This is a genomic window from Exiguobacterium sp. s149 (assembly GCF_018618395.1).
In the GTDB taxonomy this organism is placed as follows: Bacteria; Bacillota; Bacilli; order Exiguobacteriales; family Exiguobacteriaceae; genus Exiguobacterium; species Exiguobacterium chiriqhucha.
In genome coordinates this window covers 280,732-302,570 of the sequence record NZ_JACSLZ010000004.1, presented here as the reverse complement: position 1 = coordinate 302,570, position 21,839 = coordinate 280,732, and the positions used below count along the sequence as shown (strand labels likewise).

Annotated in this window: 21 protein-coding genes, 1 pseudogene and 1 other annotated feature; of the genes and pseudogenes, 17 read left to right on the top strand and 5 right to left on the bottom strand. The window is 55.0% G+C overall.

Translation table 11 applies throughout. The annotated features are described in order from the left end of the window. The first annotated feature begins 29 nt into the window (after positions 1-29). The 7 genes from KNP81_RS08170 to KNP81_RS08140 all read left to right on the top strand — a co-directional run bounded on the left by KNP81_RS08170 (position 30) and on the right by KNP81_RS08140 (position 5,548). Positions 30-1,355, top strand: coding sequence for a ribonuclease E/G (locus KNP81_RS08170; protein ID WP_214719567.1), 1,326 nt, complete (start codon positions 30-32; stop codon positions 1,353-1,355). Positions 1,356-1,410: 55 nt separating this feature from the next. After that, positions 1,411-1,482 (top strand) — a sequence feature (ribosomal protein L21 leader region). A gap of 15 nt (positions 1,483-1,497) precedes the next feature. Then, entirely contained in the window at positions 1,498-1,806 is a 309-nt protein-coding gene (rplU, locus tag KNP81_RS08165) for a 50S ribosomal protein L21 (protein ID WP_016508528.1), read from the top strand. Positions 1,807-1,809: 3 nt separating this feature from the next. Beyond that, a complete protein-coding gene (locus KNP81_RS08160; RefSeq protein ID WP_031200131.1) occupies positions 1,810-2,145 on the top strand; it encodes a ribosomal-processing cysteine protease Prp in 336 nt (111 codons plus the stop codon). Between the two features lie 12 nt (positions 2,146-2,157). Beyond that, entirely contained in the window at positions 2,158-2,439 is a 282-nt protein-coding gene (rpmA, locus tag KNP81_RS08155) for a 50S ribosomal protein L27 (protein ID WP_016508537.1), read from the top strand. Positions 2,440-2,514: 75 nt separating this feature from the next. Next, entirely contained in the window at positions 2,515-2,955 is a 441-nt protein-coding gene (locus KNP81_RS08150) for a Spo0B domain-containing protein (protein ID WP_214719566.1), read from the top strand. Further along, positions 2,956-4,245: a GTPase ObgE gene (gene obgE, locus KNP81_RS08145; protein WP_214719565.1), complete on the top strand. Its 1,290-nt coding sequence runs from the start codon at positions 2,956-2,958 to the stop codon at positions 4,243-4,245. 16 nt (positions 4,246-4,261) lie between these two features. Then, the gene (locus KNP81_RS08140) at positions 4,262-5,548 is read left to right on the top strand and encodes a hemolysin family protein (RefSeq protein WP_285800942.1); all 1,287 of its coding nucleotides are present in this window, start codon (positions 4,262-4,264) and stop codon (positions 5,546-5,548) included. Between the two features lie 43 nt (positions 5,549-5,591). Here KNP81_RS08140 and KNP81_RS08135 read toward each other — a convergent pair whose 3' ends face one another. From KNP81_RS08135 to KNP81_RS08120, 4 genes are all read right to left on the bottom strand, one after another. Next, a complete protein-coding gene (locus KNP81_RS08135) occupies positions 5,592-6,368 on the bottom strand; it encodes an NUDIX domain-containing protein (protein ID WP_214719563.1) in 777 nt (258 codons plus the stop codon). Between the two features lie 125 nt (positions 6,369-6,493). Next, entirely contained in the window at positions 6,494-7,075 is a 582-nt protein-coding gene (locus KNP81_RS08130; protein WP_214719562.1) for a DedA family protein, read from the bottom strand. Between the two features lie 104 nt (positions 7,076-7,179). Beyond that, entirely contained in the window at positions 7,180-7,719 is a 540-nt protein-coding gene (locus KNP81_RS08125; protein WP_021066889.1) for a transcription repressor NadR, read from the bottom strand. Beyond that, positions 7,697-8,827 (bottom strand): cysteine desulfurase family protein, encoded by a 1,131-nt coding sequence (locus tag KNP81_RS08120; protein WP_021066890.1) that lies wholly within the window; start codon positions 8,825-8,827, stop codon positions 7,697-7,699. Before KNP81_RS08120 ends, KNP81_RS08125 begins: the two co-directional genes overlap by 23 nt. Positions 8,828-8,923: 96 nt before the next feature. Here KNP81_RS08120 and KNP81_RS08115 point away from each other — a divergent pair, with 96 nt between their 5' ends. From KNP81_RS08115 to KNP81_RS08075, 9 genes are all read left to right on the top strand, one after another. After that, positions 8,924-10,357 carry an L-aspartate oxidase gene (locus KNP81_RS08115; protein WP_214719561.1) on the top strand — a complete coding sequence of 478 codons (1,434 nt, stop codon included), beginning with the start codon at positions 8,924-8,926 and terminating at the stop codon, positions 10,355-10,357. Further along, positions 10,311-11,180 carry a carboxylating nicotinate-nucleotide diphosphorylase gene (gene nadC / locus KNP81_RS08110; protein ID WP_214719560.1) on the top strand — a complete coding sequence of 290 codons (870 nt, stop codon included), beginning with the start codon at positions 10,311-10,313 and terminating at the stop codon, positions 11,178-11,180. The genes KNP81_RS08115 and nadC overlap by 47 nt, the downstream gene beginning before the upstream one ends. Beyond that, the gene (nadA, locus tag KNP81_RS08105) at positions 11,143-12,222 is read left to right on the top strand and encodes a quinolinate synthase NadA (RefSeq protein ID WP_214719559.1); all 1,080 of its coding nucleotides are present in this window, start codon (positions 11,143-11,145) and stop codon (positions 12,220-12,222) included. Before nadC ends, nadA begins: the two co-directional genes overlap by 38 nt. A gap of 83 nt (positions 12,223-12,305) precedes the next feature. Further along, a complete protein-coding gene (ruvA, locus tag KNP81_RS08100) occupies positions 12,306-12,893 on the top strand; it encodes a Holliday junction branch migration protein RuvA (protein ID WP_214719558.1) in 588 nt (195 codons plus the stop codon). Positions 12,894-12,903: 10 nt separating this feature from the next. Continuing rightward, on the top strand, positions 12,904-13,899 hold the full coding sequence (gene ruvB, locus KNP81_RS08095; protein WP_214719557.1) for a Holliday junction branch migration DNA helicase RuvB: 996 nt from the start codon (positions 12,904-12,906) through the stop codon (positions 13,897-13,899). A gap of 20 nt (positions 13,900-13,919) precedes the next feature. Continuing rightward, on the top strand, positions 13,920-14,963 hold the full coding sequence (gene queA / locus KNP81_RS08090; RefSeq protein WP_214719576.1) for a tRNA preQ1(34) S-adenosylmethionine ribosyltransferase-isomerase QueA: 1,044 nt from the start codon (positions 13,920-13,922) through the stop codon (positions 14,961-14,963). Beyond that, positions 14,960-16,105, top strand: a complete 1,146-nt coding sequence (gene tgt / locus KNP81_RS08085; RefSeq protein ID WP_131471101.1) for a tRNA guanosine(34) transglycosylase Tgt — start codon at positions 14,960-14,962, stop codon at positions 16,103-16,105. Before queA ends, tgt begins: the two co-directional genes overlap by 4 nt. An 83-nt stretch (positions 16,106-16,188) precedes the next feature. Further along, the gene (yajC, locus tag KNP81_RS08080; RefSeq protein WP_021066898.1) at positions 16,189-16,467 is read left to right on the top strand and encodes a preprotein translocase subunit YajC; all 279 of its coding nucleotides are present in this window, start codon (positions 16,189-16,191) and stop codon (positions 16,465-16,467) included. Positions 16,468-16,651: 184 nt separating this feature from the next. Further along, positions 16,652-18,412 carry a methyl-accepting chemotaxis protein gene (locus KNP81_RS08075; protein ID WP_214719556.1) on the top strand — a complete coding sequence of 587 codons (1,761 nt, stop codon included), beginning with the start codon at positions 16,652-16,654 and terminating at the stop codon, positions 18,410-18,412. A 40-nt stretch (positions 18,413-18,452) separates the two neighbouring features. Here the strand turns inward: KNP81_RS08075 and zupT are convergent, their stop codons facing one another. Continuing rightward, a complete protein-coding gene (zupT, locus tag KNP81_RS08070; protein ID WP_214719555.1) occupies positions 18,453-19,307 on the bottom strand; it encodes a zinc transporter ZupT in 855 nt (284 codons plus the stop codon). Positions 19,308-19,526: 219 nt separating this feature from the next. Here zupT and secD point away from each other — a divergent pair. Beyond that, positions 19,527-21,741, top strand: a pseudogene (secD, locus tag KNP81_RS15525) (protein translocase subunit SecD). The last annotated feature ends 98 nt before the right edge of the window (positions 21,742-21,839 follow it).

Sequence of the window (21,839 nt, the reverse complement as noted above, 5' to 3'; positions counted from 1 at the left end):
GCCTTTTTGTGTCGAAAGGAGAGACGCATATGCGATTGATCTATGAACGGACGCCATCCATCGAACGGGCCATGCTCGTTGACGGGGAACGTCTGCTCGAAGTCGAGGAACGTTTCATCGACCAATTATCGATCGGAACGATTCTCGAGGCCGCGATTGAACGGATTCACCCGTCGCTTGGCGCCGCTTTTTTGACGACCGGCGAGACGACGTTCTTCTTACCGATTGCCGAGACGTTGAAAGCGCTCGAGGCGTATCCGAACGTGCCGGCGATCGGTCAGGCGGCTGTCGTCGGCCAGAAGCGACTCGTCCAAGTGACGAAAGAAGGCATCAACGGCAAACATCATAAAGTGACGGAGAATATCCGCTTCGGCGGACGCTATATCGTCTACTTCCCATATGGACGGCGCCAGCTGTATAGCCGTAAGCTTGACCTCGTCACTCAGGACCGGTTATCAAAAGTGTTCGAGCTCGAGGAGACGGAAGGGGTGCTGTTCCGGACCGAGTCGGGGCAAGCGAGCCCGGCCGACCTTCAAGAAGAACTCGATTTGCTCCGGGCGCGTGCTGCGGACGTCATCACGGCACGCCGGGGACAAGATGAGTTGTTGTGCGAACAGTTCGTGCGACGCCATGCGGTCGAATCGGTCATGTTGAATGACAAGGAAGCGCAGGACCGGTTGACGCGGCTCGAGGTCAACGTCGAACGCTACGTCGGCAAAGGCCGGATGAAAGGAGCGGTCCGGCTCGACGGGGCCATCGAAAAGCTCGGCCAACGGGTCGTCTGGCTCGATGGTGGTTCGTACGTGTTGATCGAGCAGGTCGAGACGATGACCGTCATCGATGTTAACAGCGGCAAGAACGTCGCCGTCAAAGACAAGGGTCGCGCCGCCGACACGATTAACGAGGCCGCGCTCTACGCCGTCATGGAACAGCTTCGGTTACGCAATATCGGCGGTATGGTCGTCATCGACTTCCTGAGGGGTTCAAAGGATGGACAAGCCCGGCTCTTGAAGAAGATGAAAGAGCTCGGTGCCCGCGATCCGCGCCGTGTCGAAGTGTACGGCTTCACGCGAATGGGCTTGTTCGAGCTGTCGCGAGAACGGACCGGACGTTCGATGCAAGACCGGATGACCTATAACGGTAACCCGTCGAAGCTTGCCGTCTTCTCGCAGCTGGAGCGGGCGCTGATGGAGCTCGCGCCTCAAGCTGAGGGTGTCGTCGTGACACTCCCGAGCAAGTGGCATGACGCGTCGTGGGACGGTTTTGACTGCACGGTCTTCCTCGTCGACGGAGAACCGGAAGTGGCGTTCTACGGGACGCTCGAGGAATGTCAGAATTTCGTATCTCGTCATTGACAACGATTGAACGAGAGTGGTATTATCTATAACGTTAGTTCGTTTGGAAGCACCCAAATGGCTACAACCGCACAGAACGGGTTGAAATGGTTTCGCCCTGCCCTGGATGGCGAGTCTGAGTTTAATAAGGAGGTGCACGTATATGTACGCAATCATCAAAACTGGTGGTAAGCAAATCAAAGTTGAAGCAGGTCAAGAGATCTACATCGAAAAACTCGATGCTGATGTCGAGGGTACTGTAGAATTCGGTGAAGTTCTTTTCGTTGGTGGTGACGATGTTAAAGTCGGAGCTCCACTCGTAGAGGGCGCTAAAGTCGTAGCAACTGTCGTTAAACACGGTCGCGCGAAGAAGATCACTGTCTTCAAAATGAAAGCTAAGAAAAACTACCGTCGTAAGCAAGGTCACCGTCAGCCTTACACGAAAGTTCGCATCGAGAAAATCGAAGCGTAAGCTATGATTCGAGTAATGGTCAGACGAGACGAGACGAAGTCGATTCGTTCCGTTGAAGTGACAGGTCACGCCAACTTTGCTGAACCCGGTTCTGATTTGGTTTGTGCCGGCGTTTCTGCCATCATCTTTGGGGCATATAACGCTGTCGAGGTACTTGCTGGTCAATCGCTTCTTGTAGAAATGGCAGACAAAACAGAGGGTGGCTACTTTTATGTCGAGACATATCCTGACGTATCACCGGAGGACATGACTCGCACCCAACTGTTATTAGAAGGGATGCTCGTGCAACTAGACACGATCGCCCATAGTTACGGTGATTATATCCAAATTGAACAATAGGAGGTGGACCTCATGTTACAATTGAACCTTCAGTTCTTCGCATCGAAAAAGGGAGTAGGATCGACTAAAAACGGTCGTGACTCGATTTCGAAACGCCTCGGCGCTAAACGCGCTGACGGACAGACTGTTTCAGCTGGATCGATTCTCTACCGTCAACGCGGTACGAAAATTCACCCAGGTGAAAACGTCGGCCGTGGTGGCGACGACACATTGTTTGCAAAAGTTGACGGCGTAGTACGCTTCGAGCGTCTTGGTCGCGACAAGAAACAAGTGAGCGTTTACCCAGTTGCGTAAGTAGAACCACGCAGAAGACTCTAGCCACTTATTTGGTTAGAGTCTTTTTTACTAGTTTTACTAGGAGAGGATTGCATGAACCCACAAGCAGCACTGAAACTATTATCGACCGTCCGTCACGAATGGATGAATCGGCTTCAGATGATCTCTTTGTACGCGGCGCTCGAGCCTGAAAAACTTGAGGAGCTGTATGAGCGATATCGTCAGCACGCCGACGAGGAGAGTGCGCTCATTCGCTTGGACATGCCGACGACGAGTCTCGTCCTCATGCAAGCGAACTGGGAAGGGCGGTTGACCTATAAGGTATCGACCGACCGCGTGTCGCTAGACGACGCGCGCGTGGCGGACAAGCTTGTCCGTCTTCTGTCAGGAACGGATGGACCGATTCATGTGACGTTCACGGACGGACTGATGGTCCGCGTCTTCGGTCACGTACCGGAAGACGTGTTCACGTCAGATGAAGTGTACGAGCAAACAGTAGAATGTTCTACGTTCGTTATAAAGGAGGGGAATTAAATGTTTGTCGATCAGGTTAATATTTTTGTAAAAGCTGGAGACGGCGGTAAAGGGATGGTTGCATTCCGCCGCGAGAAGTATGTTCCAGACGGTGGACCAGCAGGAGGAGACGGAGGTCACGGTGGTGACGTCGTCTTTGAAGTAGAAGAAGGATTACGTACACTCGTTGATTTCCGATTCTCGAAAAAGTTCATCGCCCATGACGGTGAAAAAGGGATGTCGAAAGGCATGCACGGACGAAAAGCGAAGCCGCTCGTCGTCAAAGTCCCACCAGGTACGATCGTGTTCGATGCACAAACAGATACGGTCATCGCCGACCTTACCGAGCACGGCCAACGGGCCACGATCGCCAAAGGTGGACGTGGGGGCCGCGGGAACTGTCGTTTTGCGACGCCATCTAACCCGGCACCAGAGATCGCCGAGAACGGGGAGCCAGGTCAAGAGCGTGAATTGCGTCTTGAGTTGAAATTGCTCGCCGACGTCGGTCTTGTCGGATTCCCGTCAGTCGGGAAATCGACGCTCTTGTCAGTCGTCTCGTCGGCACGCCCGAAAATCGGCGCGTATCACTTCACGACGATCACACCGAACCTCGGTGTCGTCAAGACGGCAGACGACCGTGACTTCGTCATGGCCGACCTTCCTGGACTCATCGAAGGGGCGAGCCAAGGCGTCGGCCTCGGTCACCAATTCTTGCGTCACATCGAGCGGACGAAAGTCATCGTCCACATGATCGATATGAGTGGCATGGAAGGGCGCGACCCGTTCGAAGACTACACGACAATCAACCGCGAACTCGAGTCGTACAACTTACGTCTCCTCGAGCGTCCGCAAATCGTTGTCGCCAACAAGATGGACATGCCGGATGCGCCGGAATTACTTGAAGAGTTCCAGAAGAAAATTGGAGACGACGTCAAAGTCTTCCCGATTTCGGCACTCGCCAAAGAAGGACTTCGCAACCTGCTCATCGAAGTAGCTAACCTTGTAGACTCGACACCTGAGTTCCCACTCGAAGAGCTCGAAGAGAAGACGGCCACACCACGTGTCGTTTATCGTTACGAGAAGGAAGAGAAGGGATATCAGATTCATATTGATGACTACGACCGCTTCGTCATCACGGGACCTCGTATCGAGAAGCTCTTCAAGATGACGAACTTCGATCACGACGAATCAATCAAACGATTTGCGCGTCAAATGCGTCAAATGGGCGTTGATGACGACCTTCGCAAGTTAGGTGCCGAAGACGGCAGCGTCGTCGCCATCCTAGACTTTGAATTCGAGTTCGTCGAATAATCTTTTTAATTAGGAAATGGAGTGTGACGTAAACGTGGACCCTGTGCCCTCGTCTAGTTTAATTCTTTATGTAGTTTTAGTTATGTTGTCAGCCTTTTTCTCTTCTGCCGAAACTGCGCTCTCGAGTGTGAACCGTGTCCGGATGATTCGGATGTCGGAAGATGGGGACAAGGGCGCCAAGCGCGTCCTTCACCTCGTCGACCGCTTCGACGATACGCTCTCGACGATTCTCGTCGGGAACAACATCGTCAACATCGGGGCAGCGACCGTTTCGACGGCCATCGCCACGAGTATTTACTCGGGTGGGACTGGGCTCCTTATCTCGACGTTCGCTACGACCGTCATCATCTTGATTTTCGGAGAGATTCTGCCGAAGTCGCTCGCAAAAGAGTTCGCCGAGAAATATTCGCTACTCATCAGCGGCATCTTACTGTTCCTCGTCAAAATCTTGAAGCCAATCACGATGATTTTTGGTGGTTTGAAAAAATTGGTGCTCCGCCTATTCGGAATGAGCACCAAAGAACCGTCGGTAACGGAGGAAGAATTGAAAGTGCTCGTTGATATGGGAGAAGAAGAAGGGGTGCTCGGCGAGACCGAAGCGGAACTCGTGCACAGTGCCTTCGCCTTCAACGATATCACTGTCGACGACGTGTTGACGCCGCGGATTGATATCCTCGCTGTCGACATCGATGATACGCTCGAAGAAATCAAGAACACGATTTTTAGCGGTGGGCACTCCCGTCTGCCGGTATATAAAGACTCGATTGACAACGTCATCGGGGTGTTGTCAGAACGTGATTTCCTTCGTTCGATGATGAGTGATGAAGTGACGGACGTCCGTTCGCTCATTCGACCGCTCACCTACGTATCACCGCAGACAAAATTGATTGAACTGCTTCCTGTACTCCAGCAAAAACAATCGCACATGGCGATCGTCCTCGACGAGTTCGGCGGGACGGCCGGCCTCATTACACTCGAAGACATGCTCGAGGAGCTCGTCGGAGACATTTGGGATGAGCACGATGAGTCAATCGTCTATCTCAAACGACTCCGTGACGGGGTCTACGAGTGTATGGCCGACATGGATGTCGATGAGTTTGCGGACGAGATGGGAATTAAAGAACCTGAAGTAGATGCCAACACGATGGGTGGTTGGATCGTCGAACTGTTAGGAGACATTCCAGAGAAAGGTGCGCGTGTCACGTATGAAGACATGACATTCACCGTTCTCCACGTCGAAAAGCGTCGGATTCGCAAGTTGCTCGTCGAAACGGGTCAATCCGAAGCGGCGGAACAAGCGTAAACGAACAAAGGAGGGATCGCCAACCGGCGGTCCCTCCTTTTGTTTATACCGTATGATGGCGCTCGACGCGTTCGAGTAGCTCGTAAGGGCGTACTTTATAGATGGCGTGCGGCATATACGTCGGATCGATCGCATCAAGTAGGCGCATCTGGAAATGATCGCGCTTGATATAGTCGCCGACGTTCGAGGCGTCAACCTTGAAGAAGCCGACTTCTTGCGTCTCGCCTTTTTGCGGTTGCAGGTCACCCGAGACGTAACGGGCGCGGAACGTGACACAGAGTACGCGTGAGGACACGTTTTGATAGATGCCGGTGATTCCGTCAACCTCAATCTCAATTCCGGTCTCTTCTTTCACTTCGCGATGGACGGCGTCGACGATCGACTCATGTTCTTCGACTTGCCCGCCTGGCATCTCATACGTGTCGTTTCGATGCGTGTTCTGCACGAGGAGCACCTCACCGTCGGCGTTCGTGACGTAAGCGGTTACGGAGACGATGGTGCGCGGCGGTGTGTAGTGACCGGTCGGCATCATGAACTCTTCGCTCGACTTGATATATAAATCTTTGCCGAGGCGGGCCCGCTTCTTCATCGCCTCGCGGCGGAGACCGCTCGAGCGGTAATCGCGTTCGACTTGTTCGTAATGCTCACGGTCACGGTATTCCCAGAGGGCCATGACCTCATCCTTGTCTTCGGTCACCCAACGACCGACGAGACGGGCGCCGTGCGATACCTGAATTGGATACAGGTATGTATGGAAAAACTCGGTGAATTCATCTAAGCGTTCAGGACGGATGGTGTACGTTTTTCGACGATGGAACATGGTAATTCCTCCTTTGAAGGTGGCTGTCTCTATTCCGAGAAAAAAACGCTTTCCTCACTGTTCTTAATTCGGTACTCTATTCGTTTTTCCCTCTATTCAAAAAAAGTCAGCTCGAGCGAATCTGCTCAGGCTGACTTTTTGAATAGACGTGGATTCGCGCGGATATAGCGGATGAGGACATATAGTCCGATGGCGATGCCGACATACGGCAAGAACCCGTGCGTGACTTCACCGATATGACGCCAATTGCTGCCGAGTATCATCCCGAGTTTGACGAACACGAACGACCAGACGGCGAAGACGACGACGGTCACCGTCAAAAACTTTCGGAACGACAAGCGCATGACACCGGCGCTGACGGCGAATAGCTGGCGCCAAATGACGCTCAAACAGACGATCCAGGCGCCATACGTCTCGAACCATGTTTCGGCGCGTTGTTGCTTCGCCTCACTGATGCGAAATGACTTGTAGAGCCGAAGGGCGACAGGACGACCACCATAGCGGCCAATCCAATAGAGAACGATTTGACTGAGGACGAACGCCGACCACGCGAGGAGGAAGATGAGCAGGAACGAGACGTCGAGAGAACCAATCAAGTGGCCCCCGTAGGCGAGCACGAGCTCGTTCGGGATGAATTGGATGAAGATGCCGAGCGGGACGCTGAAGACGCCGCAGTCGAGCAACAGTTGTTCAAAGAAATGCCACATGACCGTTCCCTCCTTTCCAAATTTTGTACGGTCTTTGTTCCATCCATCAGTATAACGGACATGGACCGAAAGCAAAAGAAAAGATGTCACGTATTTGTGACATCTTAGTCGAGCTCGGAGACGAGGACGCCGAGCCGTTCGAGTTCCGAGACGGCGGCATCGATGGCATCTTCGCTATCGGCCTCGAGCGTGTGGATATGCAAGCCGCCCGTCAAATGCGACAGCGGGGCGGCCTGATTCGCCTCGACCCGTTCGAGGAAGGCACGGACGTCGCGACGACTCTTCACCATCAACTGGCCCGTCAACGAACCGTAGACCGGATGATCGATGATGACGTCCCGAATCGTGACGCCTTCGTCGACGATGGCGTTCATTTCGGCCTCCATGGCCTCGGCCTCGTGACGACAGACGATTTTACGGGTGTAGGCGGACGGTGACGACTCGCCCGGTAGATAGACGTATCCACGGGCGGTCGCGACGATTTGATGGCCCTTCGCCTTCAAGAGCGACAAGTCTTGGACGACGACTTGTCGGCTGACGGCGACGCGGCGGGCGAGCTCGGAGCCGGTGATCGGCTCGGAACTCTGTTCAATCATTTCCAATAATGTGCGCCGGCGTTCTTCACCGGCTAAGCGTTTGTTCATAAGATCCAACTCTCCTTGCTAAAGTGACGATGGCTTCGGCGAGCGCCGTCGTGGCCTCGACGGTCGTGTCTTCGCCGAAGGAAATGCGGACGAGGCCGTGGCAGGCGCTCGTCTCATAGCCGAGTGACTCGAGCATCCGGTTCGGTCCGTTCTGGCCGGCCCGACAGGCCGAGCCTGCCGAGACTTGGAAGCCGAGCCCGTCGAGTTCGGTCATCCACCATTGTCCGTCCCGCTGATTCGAGACGAACGAGAAGATGGCGGGACTCTGCTGGTCGAACTCGAGCCAGTCCACGTAAGACGATGTCTTCTCTTTCAAGATAGCACGAAACGCCAAGAAATTTCTTTCATGACGTGTCCGTGCCTCGTGCCGGTCGGTGAACGCTTTAACGAATGCACAGATGCCGGGGACGTCAATCGTGCCGGGACGAATGCCGTACTGGTGGTGTCCCGGATAGTAGGGCGGTGGCAACAGCCGTTCCATATAGAGGCCGCCGACGCCTTTTGGACCGCCGACCTTATGGGCGCTGAACGAATAGGCGTCAATCCCGTCGACCGAGACAGGAATCTTGCCGAGCGCCTGGACGCCGTCGATATGGAGCAACACTTTCTTATATTTCAATTGGCAGAGGATGTTGTGGAGCGGCAGCGTCCATCCGGTATCGGAGTTGACGTGCTGGAACGTCACGAGCCCGATATCACGGTCGAGCAGACGCGTGAACGTCTCTTGGTCGAAGCGACCGTCTTTTAGTTTCAGCCGATGGACGGTCACGCCTTCCGCTTCCCATTCGTCGAGAAGGAGGGCGACCGAGTCGTGCTCTTGCCACGACGTGATGACTTCACTGCCTTTCATGCGCTTACGGAGACTCGTTAGCGCGATATAGTTGCTCTCCGAACCGCTCCCGGTGAAGAGCAGCTTCCCGCGGAGCATGTCGAGCCCGAGTGCCTGCTTGACCAGACGCCTGGCCTCGGTCAAGTAATCTTCGGCCATGTATCCGTGCGTGTGGAGGGAAGACGGGTTACCGTATACGCTCCGCGCCATGGCGACGTAATGGTCGAGGGCGGATTTTGTCATCGGGTGCGTCGCCGCATAATCAAAGTAACGGTTCATCGTAAAGTTCCCCTTTTCTTATGTTGTCTTCTTCACAAAATTATGCGAAACTAGTTTACAAGTCAACATTACATATGAAAAACAGGTGATATACAGATGTCTTTACAGTTTGAACGGGTCGATGTTTTGATTATCGGGGCCGGCTTGGCCGCCGTGACGGTCGCCCTCCATCTGCCCCGGACGTTGAACGTCCTGCTCGTCTCCAAGCACGAAGTGACGAGTGCGAACTCGGACTTGGCCCAGGGCGGCATCGCGAGCTCGTACTTGGAACCGTCGAGCGTCGACCATGAGCGGGATACGCTCGTCGCCTCGAAACTCGCGGCCGTGCCCGACCGTGTCTACACACTCGTCGAGGAAGGGCGGACGGCGATTCAAGAGCTGGAGCGTTTCGGCGTCGTCTTCGACCGCGACGCGACTGGCTACGCGGTCGGTCGGGAAGGCGCCCATGGCATGAATCGAATCTTTCACGTCGGTGGCGATGAGACGGGACGACACGTGATGGCGACGCTTCGGCGTCAACTGCCGGACAATGTGACCGTCATGGAGCACGTCCTGATCGATGCATTGACCAAAAGCGACGGCCATGTTAGCGGGGCGACCGGTTTCAACGGGGAGACGCGCCTCCACGTTCAGGCCGGGGCCGTCGTCCTCGCGACCGGTGGCATCGGCGGACTGATCGACTGGACATCGAACTGTCGCTCGGTCACAGGAGACGGTCTCGTCTTGGCGGGAGCCGTCGGGTCACGGCTCACAAACTTGTCCCGGATTCAGTTTCATCCGACGCTGCTCGCCGTCGATTCACCCCATCTCGTGACGGAAGCGCTGCGCGGGGCGGGAGCAACGCTCGTCGACATGTCCGGGAACCACGTGATGGGACAACATTCGCTCGGTAGCCTCGCCTCGAGGGATGAGGTCGCCCGTGTGCTCACGAACCATGTCGGACCGGTGTACTTGGATACGAGCCGTGTCGAACGGCTCGATGAGCGGTTCCCGAAACTGGTGGCGACATGTGATGCGCACGGCATCGACATCCAGCGCATCCCGGTCCGGCCGGGACTACATTTCCATATGGGCGGTGTCGACGTCGACACCTATGGACGAACGACGGTAGCGGGACTATATGCGGTCGGTGAGGTCGCCGATACGGGCGTCCATGGGAAGAATCGACTTGCGTCAAATTCGTTACTCGAATGCTGGGTGTTCGGGAAGCGGGTGGCGGCGGCGATGGCAGTGGAGGAGAAGCCGTTCACGGTGAACGAGACGACCGCGTTTGAGGTTTCGACGGATCTGTTCGGCCGCTATCGGCAACAGATTGGGGAATGGCTGACAATCTCGCCGCAACTCGGCAAAATCGTAAGTTTCTTAGAAAATACCCAACAACTGCCACGGACGAAACACGTGACAAGACAATTAAGTGAACAGACATTGAGTTTAGAGGCGGCGCGGCTTTTGGCCCGAGCCATGATGAGGACGGAGGATGGTTATGAACAAGATCGCTTTGCGCGAACAGCTGACGGTATTTCTACATGAAGACATCGGCTTCGGCGATATTTCGAGCGGACTGATCGATCAACGCGAGACGTCGTTCGCCACGGTCACCGCCAAAATGGATGGGGTATTTTGTGGCATGGACGTCGTCCTGGAGCTGGCCCAGATGCAACGGCTCGTCGTCGAGTCATGCCAACCGGACGGCACGGTTGTCTCGGTCGGGGATGAACTGTTCACGTTGCGGGGCAAGACACGGACGCTCCTCGAGACGGAACGGGTGCTGTTGAACCTCGTCCAACATTTGAGTGGGATTGCCACGATGACGCGGCGCTGCGTCGAACAGCTCAATGACCCGACGATTGCCGTCACCGATACGCGCAAGACGACTCCTGGACTCCGCATGCTCGAAAAGCACGCCGTCCGCTCAGGGGGCGGGAAGAACCACCGGCTCAGGCTCGACGATGCCGTCATGATCAAAGACAACCATATCACGGCACTCGGTGGGATCACGAACGCGGTCGCCCGGGCCCGGATGCTCGCTGGCCACACGACGCCGATTGAAGTCGAGGTCGAGACGCTCGAACAGTTGCAAGAGGCGATCAAGGCGAACGCCGACATCATCATGTTCGACAACAGGACGCCAGAAGAACTGAAGGCGTGGCGCGCGCTCGTCCCAAGTCATATCAAGACGGAGGCGTCAGGCGGTATCACTGTCGAGACGATCGCCTCGTATCGCGGTACGGGCGTCGACGTCATCTCAATCGGGCAGTTGACCCATTCGGTGACGGCGCTCGATTGTAGTTTAAATCTCGTAGGAGGAATCAAACATGCAGTTACTCGGAACGATGCCAGCGCTATACGCTGACTTGACGGTTGAACAGATGGAACAACGGATCGAAGCCATCAAGGCACGGCTCGGCAGCCGCCTGTTTTTACCGGCTCACCATTATCAAAAGGACGAGGTCGTCCAGTTCGCGGACGCGACCGGAGATTCGCTCCAGCTCGCACGGCTTGCCGAACAGATGAACGAGGCCGAATTCATCGTCTTCTGTGGCGTCCACTTCATGGCCGAGACGGCCGACATGTTGACGCGTGACGACCAGCTGGTCATTTTGCCGGATATGCGGGCCGGGTGTTCGATGGCCGATATGGCTGATATCGATCAAACAGAAATCGCATGGGAAGAATTGACGGACACGTTCGGTGACAGTATCGTCCCGATCACATACGTCAACTCGACAGCGGCCATCAAGGCGTTCGTCGGGAGAAAGGGCGGGGCGACGGTCACGTCGTCCAATGCCCATGACATCGTGCGCTGGGCACTCGAAGCGGGCGAACGGATCTTGTTCTTACCGGACCAGCATCTCGGACGCAACACGGCATATGACTTGGGCGTGCCGCTTGAGGCGATGGCCGTCTGGGACCCGCTCCGGGAGCGACTCGTCTATGAAGGCGATATTGAGGATGTCCGCGTCATTCTATGGAAAGGGCACTGCTCGGTCCATGAGAAGTTCAATGTCGCCCAAATCGAGGCGTTACGGAAGAACGACCCGGAACGACGCATCATCGTCCATCCCGAGTGCACGTTCGATGTCGTGCAGGCAGCGGACGAGGCCGGGTCGACGTCATATATCATCGACCAGATCGAGGCGAGCGCGCCGGGGACGAAGTGGGCCGTCGGCACCGAGATGAACTTGGTCAACCGTCTTGCGGCGACGCACCCCGAGCTCGACATCATTTCGCTCAACCCGTACATGTGTCCGTGCTTGACGATGAACCGCATCGACTTGCCGCATCTGCTCTGGGCACTCGAGTCGCTCGAGACGGATCCGGTCAACCTCATCCGCGTCGATTCAGAGACGACAAAATGGGCGACACTCGCCTTGGAACGGATGCTCGCACGCTAAGGACAGGCAATCGCCTGTCCTTTTTTCGTGGCGACGGTTATGGTACAATGAATGCAGTTTTCCCACGAAGAGGAGATATGACCGTGATTGAATTCGTAAAAGGCTCCGTCGCCTATGTGTGCGCGGAATATATAACGTTGGATGTTTCGGGCGTCGGCTACAAAGTACATGTGCCTAACCCGTTTTTTTATCGTGAACAAGACGAACATGTAATCGTGTTTACGCACCATTACGTACGTGAAGACCAACAGACGCTGTACGGTTTCCGCTCACGCCGCGAACGCGAACTGTTCAATAAACTGCTCGGCGTCAACGGCATCGGACCGAAAGGCGCGCTCGCCATCGTCGCCTCGGGCGATATGGATGCGCTCATCGACGCGATCGAGACCGAGAACGAGAAGTACTTGATGAAGTTCCCGGGTGTCGGCAAGAAGACGGCCAAACAGATGGCGCTCGACCTGAAAGGCAAGCTATCCGAGCTCGCCCCGGACTACGTGCCGAACACGGGACTGTTCGCCCAAGGCGCGTCCGAACTCGACGAGGCGTGCGAGGCGCTCGCCGCACTCGGTTATTCGGAACGTGAAATCACACGTGTCCGCAAGGAATTGAACTCAGAAATATTGACGACAGACGCTTACATAAAGCGCGCCCTGCAATTGCTATTGAAATAAGGAGGAGACCATGGACGAACGATTGTTGTCACAATCCCATCAACAATATGAAGACTCAGAAGAGTGGAGCTTGCGTCCGCAAAAGTTCGAGCAGTACATCGGACAGGAGAAGGCGAAAGGTAACTTGTCGATCTTCATCCAAGCCGCGAAGCTACGAAGCGAGACGCTCGACCACGTCCTCCTCTACGGTCCCCCGGGACTTGGAAAGACGACGCTCGCCCAAATCATCGCCAACGAGATGGGCGTCGGCATCAAGACGACGGCCGGCCCGGCCATTGAACGTCCGGGAGACCTGGCCGCGATTCTGTCGACGCTCGAACCGGGCGACGTCCTGTTCATCGATGAGATTCATCGCTTGAGTCGCACAATCGAAGAGATTCTCTATCCGGCGATGGAGGACTACTGTCTCGACATCGTCTACGGACAAGGCGAGATGGCACGTAGCGTCCGCATCGATTTGCCGCCGTTCACGCTCGTCGGCGCGACGACGCGGGCCGGGATGTTATCGGCCCCGCTCCGTGACCGCTTCGGTGTGACGCTCAAGCTCGAATATTATGAGACGCATGAACTCGCCGCCATCGTCAGCCGGACAGCGCAACTGTTCCGCCTGTCGATTTCACCAGAGGCGAGCGGCGCCATCGCGAAACGTTCCCGCGGCACGCCGCGAATCGCCAACCGGCTATTGCGCCGTGTCCGTGACTTCGCCCAAGTGGCCGGGACGAAAGAAATCGATCCGGCCATGGCTTCAAGCGCGCTCGACCGATTGCACGTCGATGCCCTCGGGCTCGATGAAGTCGACCACCGGCTGTTACGGGCGATGGTCGAACGGTTCGGAGGCGGACCGGTCGGACTCGAGACGCTTGCCGCGACGATCGGGGAAGACGCCCAGACGATCGAGGACGTGTATGAGCCGTACTTGTTGCAGCAAGGTTTTCTGCAACGGACGCCGCGAGGCCGCATGATCACCCAGTACGCAAAGACGCATTTTGGCTATGAAGAGGAGTAAACGATATGCAAGACATTCAATTGGACGTAAACGATTATGATTTTGACTTACCGGAAGAACTGATCGCCCAAGTACCGCTCCTCGATCGGACGAGCTCACGACTGCTTGTCCTCGACCGCGACACGGGCGACATCGAGCATCGTCACTTCCGCGACGTGCTCGACTATTTGCAGGCAGGCGACGCCCTCGTCGTCAACGACTCGCGCGTGCTCCCGGCCCGACTGTTCGGGGCGAAGCAAGAGACGGGCGGGAAGGTCGAGCTGCTCTTACTCAAACAGACGGAAGATGACGTCTGGGAAGCGCTCGTCAAACCGGCGAAGAAAGTCCGCGTCGGCGCCATCATCGAGTTCGGCAACGGATTGCTCCGGGCCGAATGTGTCGAAGAGCTCCCGGAAGGGGGACGCCGCTTCAAGTTCGACTACGACGGCATCTTCTATGAGATTTTAGACGAGCTCGGCACGATGCCGCTCCCGCCTTACATCCGTGAACAGCTAGACGACCAGGACCGTTATCAGACGGTGTACGCCCGTGAACGCGGGAGTGCGGCCGCACCGACGGCAGGTCTTCACTTCACGGAAGAACTGCTCGCAGCGGCAGAGGCGAAAGGGGTCAAGTTGATTCCGCTCACGCTCCACGTCGGTCTCGGCACGTTCCGTCCCGTCACGGCGGATACGATTGAAGAGCACACGATGCACAGTGAGTACTTCGAACTGTCAGACGCGTCGGCACAAGCGTTGCGCGAGGTGCGAGCGAACGGCGGCCGCGTCTTCGCGGTCGGCACGACATCGACCCGGACGCTCGAGACGATCGTGCGTGACCACGGGGATTTCGTCGAGTCATCGGGCTGGACGGACATCTTTATCTACCCGGGCGTCGCGTTGAAGGCGATTGATGGACTGATCACGAACTTCCATCTGCCGAAGTCGACACTCGTCATGCTCGTCTCGGCGTTCGCGTCGCGCGACATCATCTTGAACGCGTACCGCACGGCGGTACAAGAACGTTACCGCTTCTTCAGCTTTGGAGACGCGATGCTCATCACGAGGAAGGAAGAGAATAAATGACCAAACACGCAGTCACATACGAACATATCCACACATGTAAACAGACGGGAGCGCGGCACGGAATCGTCCATACGCCGCACGGCTCGTTCGAGACGCCAGTCTTCATGCCGGTCGGCACGCAGGCGACCGTCAAGACGATGGCCCCGGAGCAAGTCAAGGCGATGGGCGCCAACATCATCCTCTCGAACACGTACCACCTTTGGATCCGTCCAGGACACGAAGTCGTCAAACAAGCCGGCGGCCTTCATAAGTTCATGAACTGGGACGGCGCGATTTTGACGGACTCGGGCGGCTTCCAAGTCTTCTCGCTCGCCGACCTTCGTAACATCCAAGAAGAAGGCGTCCATTTCCGCAACCACTTGAACGGCGACAAGTTGTTCTTGTCACCGGAGAAAGCGATGGAGATTCAAAACGCGCTCGGTTCGGATATCATGATGGCGTTCGACGAGTGCCCGCCGTTCCCAGCGACACATGAGTACATGAAGAAGTCGGTCGAGCGGACGAGCCGTTGGGCTGAGCGTTGCCTCGCGGCACATGAGCGTCCACAAGATCAGGCGTTGTTCGGGATCATTCAGGGCGGTGAGTACGAAGATCTCCGTCGTCAAAGTGCGGCCGACCTCGTCTCGCTTGATTTCCCAGGCTATGCCGTCGGCGGATTATCGGTCGGCGAACCGAAAGACGTCATGTACCGTGCCCTCGAGTTCACGACGCCGTTCATGCCGGAGAACAAGCCGCGCTACTTGATGGGCGTCGGTTCACCGGATGCGTTGATTGAAGGCTCGATTCGCGGCATCGACATGTTCGACTGCGTATTGCCGACCCGGATCGCCCGCAACGGGACGCTCATGACATCGAAAGGCCGTGTCACGATTAAACATGCGAAGCATAAGACGGACTTCGGCCCGATCGATGAGAAGTGCGACTGCTACACGTGTAAGAACTATTCACGCGCGTACGTCCATCACTTGATTCGTGCTGATGAGATGTTCGGGCTTCACCTCTGCTCGACACACAACCTTCACTTCCTCGTGAACTTGATGAGTCAAGTGCGCCAAGCCATCCGCGAAGACCGACTCTTGGACTTCAAGGAAGAGTTTTTCGAAGAATATGGGTATAACAAACCAAACGCCAAGAATTTCTAATTGTTCTGACAGCGATTATGTGACAACGTTTCAGTTTCACGGTATAATGAACCTGATATTGAAGGAAAGGGTGAATTTTACGCATGGAAACTCTCGTAGCACTATTACCGATGATCCTTATTTTCGTCGTGTTCTACTTCTTGCTGATCCGTCCGCAGACGAAACGTCAGAAGGAAGTACAATCGATGCAAAACGCGCTTGAGCGTGGGGATCACGTCGTAACAATCGGCGGCCTTCACGGCGTCGTCCACCAAATCGAAGATACACAAGTCACATTGAAATGTGATCAGTCACTCCTCAAGTTCAATCGCAGTGCGATTGCTGAAGTGACGAAAAAAGGGAACTCGTCATTCGCCGAGTAACCGAACGAACGCCTGACCAATCCTGGTCAGGCGTTTTTTTGTCATAGCTTGAAAAATGATTTATTTTTGACAAACTTCGTCAATCCGATGAATCATCCACCTTATTTCCAAAAATCAAATTGAATCGTGAAAACGTTTGCATTATCGTCAAGTTGAGAAGAATTGGAAAGAAGGAGAAGAAGACATGGATGTGAAACGATTGCTACGCCCGCTTAAAAATTGGAAGGTTCGACGTCGTCCAGAGAGGCTGAAAGGCCGTTCGTCGATGCGGCGCAAAATGGCTATGGCGCTTATCCCGACGTTGATCGCCTTATTGCTTGTCGGGGGACTTGGCTCGTACCAATTACAGAGTGCCACGTCAGAGTATGACCGGGTATTGAACGAGCGGCTCCAAGACATGCTCGTCGCCGAAGATTTGGCACTGACCGTGACGGATGCCGAGCGTTATTTGAACTACTATCTGCTCGTCTCGAACCCGAAGACACTGATCAGTCTCGAAGCGGCACAGACAAAACGCGACGAGTTAATGAATACGCTTAAACAGTCGTCGTCAGATGCGAAAGTCATCGCCTGGATTGGTGACCTTGAGAAGTTCAATCAACATCTCGACACGGAAATGGCGCGCGTCATCGACCTCCGTCAACAACAAGACGAGATTGGCTATAAGACGGTGCTCAATACGAGCGTGACACCGACGACCGATCGCGTCCGGATGACGGTGACCGATCTCGTCACGTATCAAGGTGAGGCGCTCGCAGCTGAGTCGGAAGTGGTGCAGGCGAGTGCCGGGCAATCGATTATCTGGATGGTCGTCATCAGTGTCATCGGTGTCGCCATCGGTCTATTCTCGCTTCTCGCACTTCAAAAGTTGTTCTTGAAGCCAATCAATCGACTCGTGAGCGAAGCGCGCGTCGTCGCCGAAGGCGATTTGACCGGGGGTGATATCGAGGGCGGTTCGAACGATGAACTCGGTGACCTCGTCACGGCGTTCAACGACATGAAACGCAACCTCGTCGGTCTGATTCGTCAAGTCGGCGCGGCATCGGACAAAGTGACGGCCTACTCGGAAGAGCTGTATGCCAGCACGGACCACGTCGCCACGACGACGCAAGGCGTGGCCGGTCTATTCGAACAGATGAACCTCGCCGCCCAAGTGTCGGCGAAACGGGCCGAGGAAGGGACGTCCGGTGTCAATCAAGCCGTCGTCGGCTTGAACCAAATCGCCGCGGCCTCGCAAGGTGTGAACGAGCAGACGATTCATACGCTCGAAGCGGCGAGTGGGGGACTGGAGACGATTCAGTTGGCCGAGCAGCAGATGCGGGAGATTCAACAAGCGAACGACTTGACACAACAGATGGTCGAGCGCTTATCGAATCAATCGCTCGAGATTGAGAAAATCACCCGTTCCATCACAGCGATCACGGAACAGACGAACTTGCTTGCCTTGAACGCTGCGATTGAAGCGGCCCGAGCCGGGGAGCATGGCAAAGGGTTTGCCGTCGTCGCAGCCGAGGTCCGAAAACTGGCTGAAGAGTCGAAGCAGTCAGCGAAACAGATTCAAGCGGTTGTCGTCGATATTCAACGCGACACGTCGGAAGTGGAGGCGGCGTTCGATGTTACGAGCCGGCACGTGACGAGCGGCGTGACCCAAATGGGAGAAGTCGCTGGTGCGTTCCGTGAGATCGTCACTGTCATCCAAGAGACGTCCCGTCAAATGAGCGAGATTGCGGCAGCGACAGAAGAAGTAAGTGCGAACACGACCGAAGTCGCGGTCTCGGTCGAGGACATGTCGACGAACGCTGTCTCGACGCAACGAAGCGTCGAAGAGGCGGGTGCGAACGTCGAAGAGCAACTCGCCGCGATTCAAGAGATTAACGGCATCGCCGAGACGATGAGCCACATGTCGGTCGAGTTGAAAGACCTCGTCCATTTGTTCAAGGCATAAAAATAGCGTCTCCTCGATTATCGAGGGGACGCTATTTTGATTACATTAACAAAATCAAACTTGCTGCCATGACCATCATACCGGCGACCATGCCGTAAACCGCATGGTGGGCCCGGCCGTATTCACGGGCGGCAGGGAGCAATTCATCGAGCGAGATGAACACCATGATACCACCGACGGCCGCGAAGATGATGCCGAACACCGTGTCGCTCAAGAATGGCATCAACAACAGGAAGCCGACGGCCGCGCCGAGCGGTTCCGCGAGTCCAGATAAGAAAGACAGTTTCAGCGCCTTCTTCCGAGAGCCGGTCGCATAGTAAATCGGGACCGAGACGGCGATACCTTCCGGGATGTTGTGCAACGCGATGGCGATGGCAATCGCGAGACCGACAGCTGGGTCATCGAGGGCTGAGATGAACGTGGCCAAGCCTTCCGGGAAGTTATGGATGGTGATGGCGAGTGCCATAAAGATCCCCATCTTATGAAGCCGCTGTTTCGTCTCGTGGTTCAACGGGACGCGTTCGGTCGCCGTCGTCGCGAGTTCTTGGGACGATGGATCATTTTGCATCGTCTCGACGAATTTGACTTCATGAGGGTTCTCGGGAGACGGGATAAACTTGTCGATCAAGGCGATCAACAGCATCCCACCGAAGAACGCGAGGACCGTATAAAGAGTGCCGGTCTGCTCGCCATGGGCGCCGACGAGTTCAGCGAGTGCCTTCGGGAAAATCTCGATAAAGGATACGTAAATCATGACCCCGCCTGAGAAGCCAAGGGACACCGACAAAAAGGCTGTGTTGGTCCGTTTGGCGAAGAAGGCAATCATACTTCCGATCCCCGTCGCGAGTCCAGCGAACAATGTCAGTAAAAAGGCATAGATAATCGTGCTATCCATTGGAAAGGACTCCTTTACATGTAGTGTAAGTTGATAATCACATCATAGCTCAAGTTTTGCCCTAATGCAACATTTAGTCGCGCACGCAAAAAAAGCGTGGGTAATCAACGCTCCCGTGTTACAATTTTAGGAAAACGATTGATAAATGTTTAGAATATTTGTAATGTTAACGAGAGAAGTTTTTTTACGAGAACATGTGTTTAGAAAGGAATTTGTCGTATGTACAAAAAAGGGAATATCGCGATCTTTGCGGTCATCATGATTGCAACGATCCTACTCGCCGTCTTGACGACACCTTGGGTCGTGAAGAACACGAACCTCGGCCTGGACCTCAAAGGCGGGTTTGAAGTGCTGTACGAAGTCCAGCCGCTCGAAGACGGCGATGTCATCGATCAGTCAGCGATGAATGCAACCGTTCGCGCTATCAACAACCGGGTCAACGTGCTCGGTGTGTCTGAACCGGATATCCGGATTGAAGACAATAACCGAATCCGTGTCCAACTCGCGGGTGTATCGAACCAAAACGATGCCCGTGAGGTACTCTCGTCGACGGCTCAGCTCACATTCCGTGACATCGACGACAACGTCCTCCTCGACGGGAAAGATTTGGCGCCGCGTGGTGCCTCAATCAGCTATGATCAGCAAGGGAACCCGGTCGTCGAATTGACACTCCAGTCGGCAGAACAGTTCGGTGAAGTGACGTCTGAGATTGCACAGCGTCCGGCACCGGAAAACCGTCTCGTCATCTGGCTTGATTATGAGGAAGGTGACTCGTACGAAGAAGAGATTCAAAAAGAGAACTCGAAAATCGTCTCGGACGCTTCGGTCAACGGACCGATTCTTTCGGATAAAGCGATCATCTCAGGTGGCGATATCGACGCCGAGAGTGGTCAACGTTTGGCGGATATTTTGAACGCCGGGGCACTCCCGGTCAAACTTGAAGAGATTTACTCGACGTCGGTCTCGGCCCAATTCGGTCAAGACGCGCTTGAGAAGACCGTGTTCGCGTCGGTCATCGGTATCGTCGCCATCTTCTTGTTCATGCTGTTCTTCTATCGCTTACCCGGTATCGTCTCAATCATCACGCTCATTTTGTATATCAATTTGATTATGTTGTTCTTCAATGGCATTAACGCCGTCTTGACGCTCCCAGGGATCGCCGGTCTCGTTCTCGGTGTCGGTATGGCGGTCGATGCGAACATTATCACAGCTGAGCGGATTAAGGACGAGCTCCGCTCTGGGAAGTCGGTCCTATCGGCGTTCCGTGCCGGTAACCGACGCTCGCTCAGTACGATCATCGATGCCAACTTGACGACGCTCATCTCGGCAGCGGTCCTGTTCTACTTCGGAACGAGTTCCGTCAAAGGGTTCGCGCTCATGCTCATGATCTCGATTGCGATGACGTTCATCTCGAACGTCTTCATCTCGCGTTATTTGATGCACCTCCTCGTCGCAAGTCGTCTCTTCGACAAGCGCAAAGGCTGGTTTGGTGTGAAGGAGAGTGATATCCGTGAACTTTAAGCTCACTGAATTAAACTATATTAAACCGATGCGCACGCTGTTCCTCATCTCATGTGCCTTCGTCATCATCGGGCTCGGCATCTTGTTCTTCCGCGGGTTAAACCTCGGAATCGACTTCGCGTCTGGAACGCGTGTCGAAGTCCAAACCGAGTCGCAAGTGTCACAAGACGAGTTGGCGGCTGCCTTCACGGAAGCGGGCGTAGACGAAGACATCTCATCCGTGCAATACGCTCAAGGGGGAACACTGGCCAACGTGACGTTCGTCGGACAGCTCACGCAAGAAGAAGTCGCTTCGGTCAAGACCGTGTTCACGGAAACGTTCGGCAACGACCCGAACATCAGCACCGTCTCGGCCGAGGTCGGCCGCGATATCGCCCGTAACGCGATTTATGCCGTCGCGCTCGCATCGCTCGGGATTATCTTGTATATCACGTTCCGCTTTGAGTTTTCGTACGGTGTCGCGACCGTAGTCGCCATGCTCCACGATGCGTTCTTCATGCTCGTGGCGTTCTCGATTTTCGGTATCGAGGTCAACTTGTACTTCGTCGCCGCCATCTTGACGATTATCGGATATTCGGTCAACGATACGATCGTGACGTTCGACCGGGTGCGCGAGAACATTCAAGCGTATGAGAAAGAACGGAAAATCAAGACGATGGACGAGTATCGTACGCTCGTGAACAAAGCGATTCAAGAGACGATCGTCCGGTCCATTAATACCGTCATAACAGTTATTTTTACAGTCGTGGCGCTCTATGTATTTGGGGCCGAATCGATTCAAAGTTTTGCGCTCGCTCTTTTGATCGGTCTCGTCATGGGGATGTACTCGTCGATCTTCATCGCTTCATACCTTTGGTTGCTCATCAAAGGCATGTCGCTCAACAAAAAGAAAACAGCTGCCCCAGAGGCGTAACCACTGGTCTCCCGAATCAATCGGGGGACCTTTTTGAATGTCAAGACGGCACTTCACTCGCTCGTTCTGATATAATCTACAATTGATTGGAGTGAGGC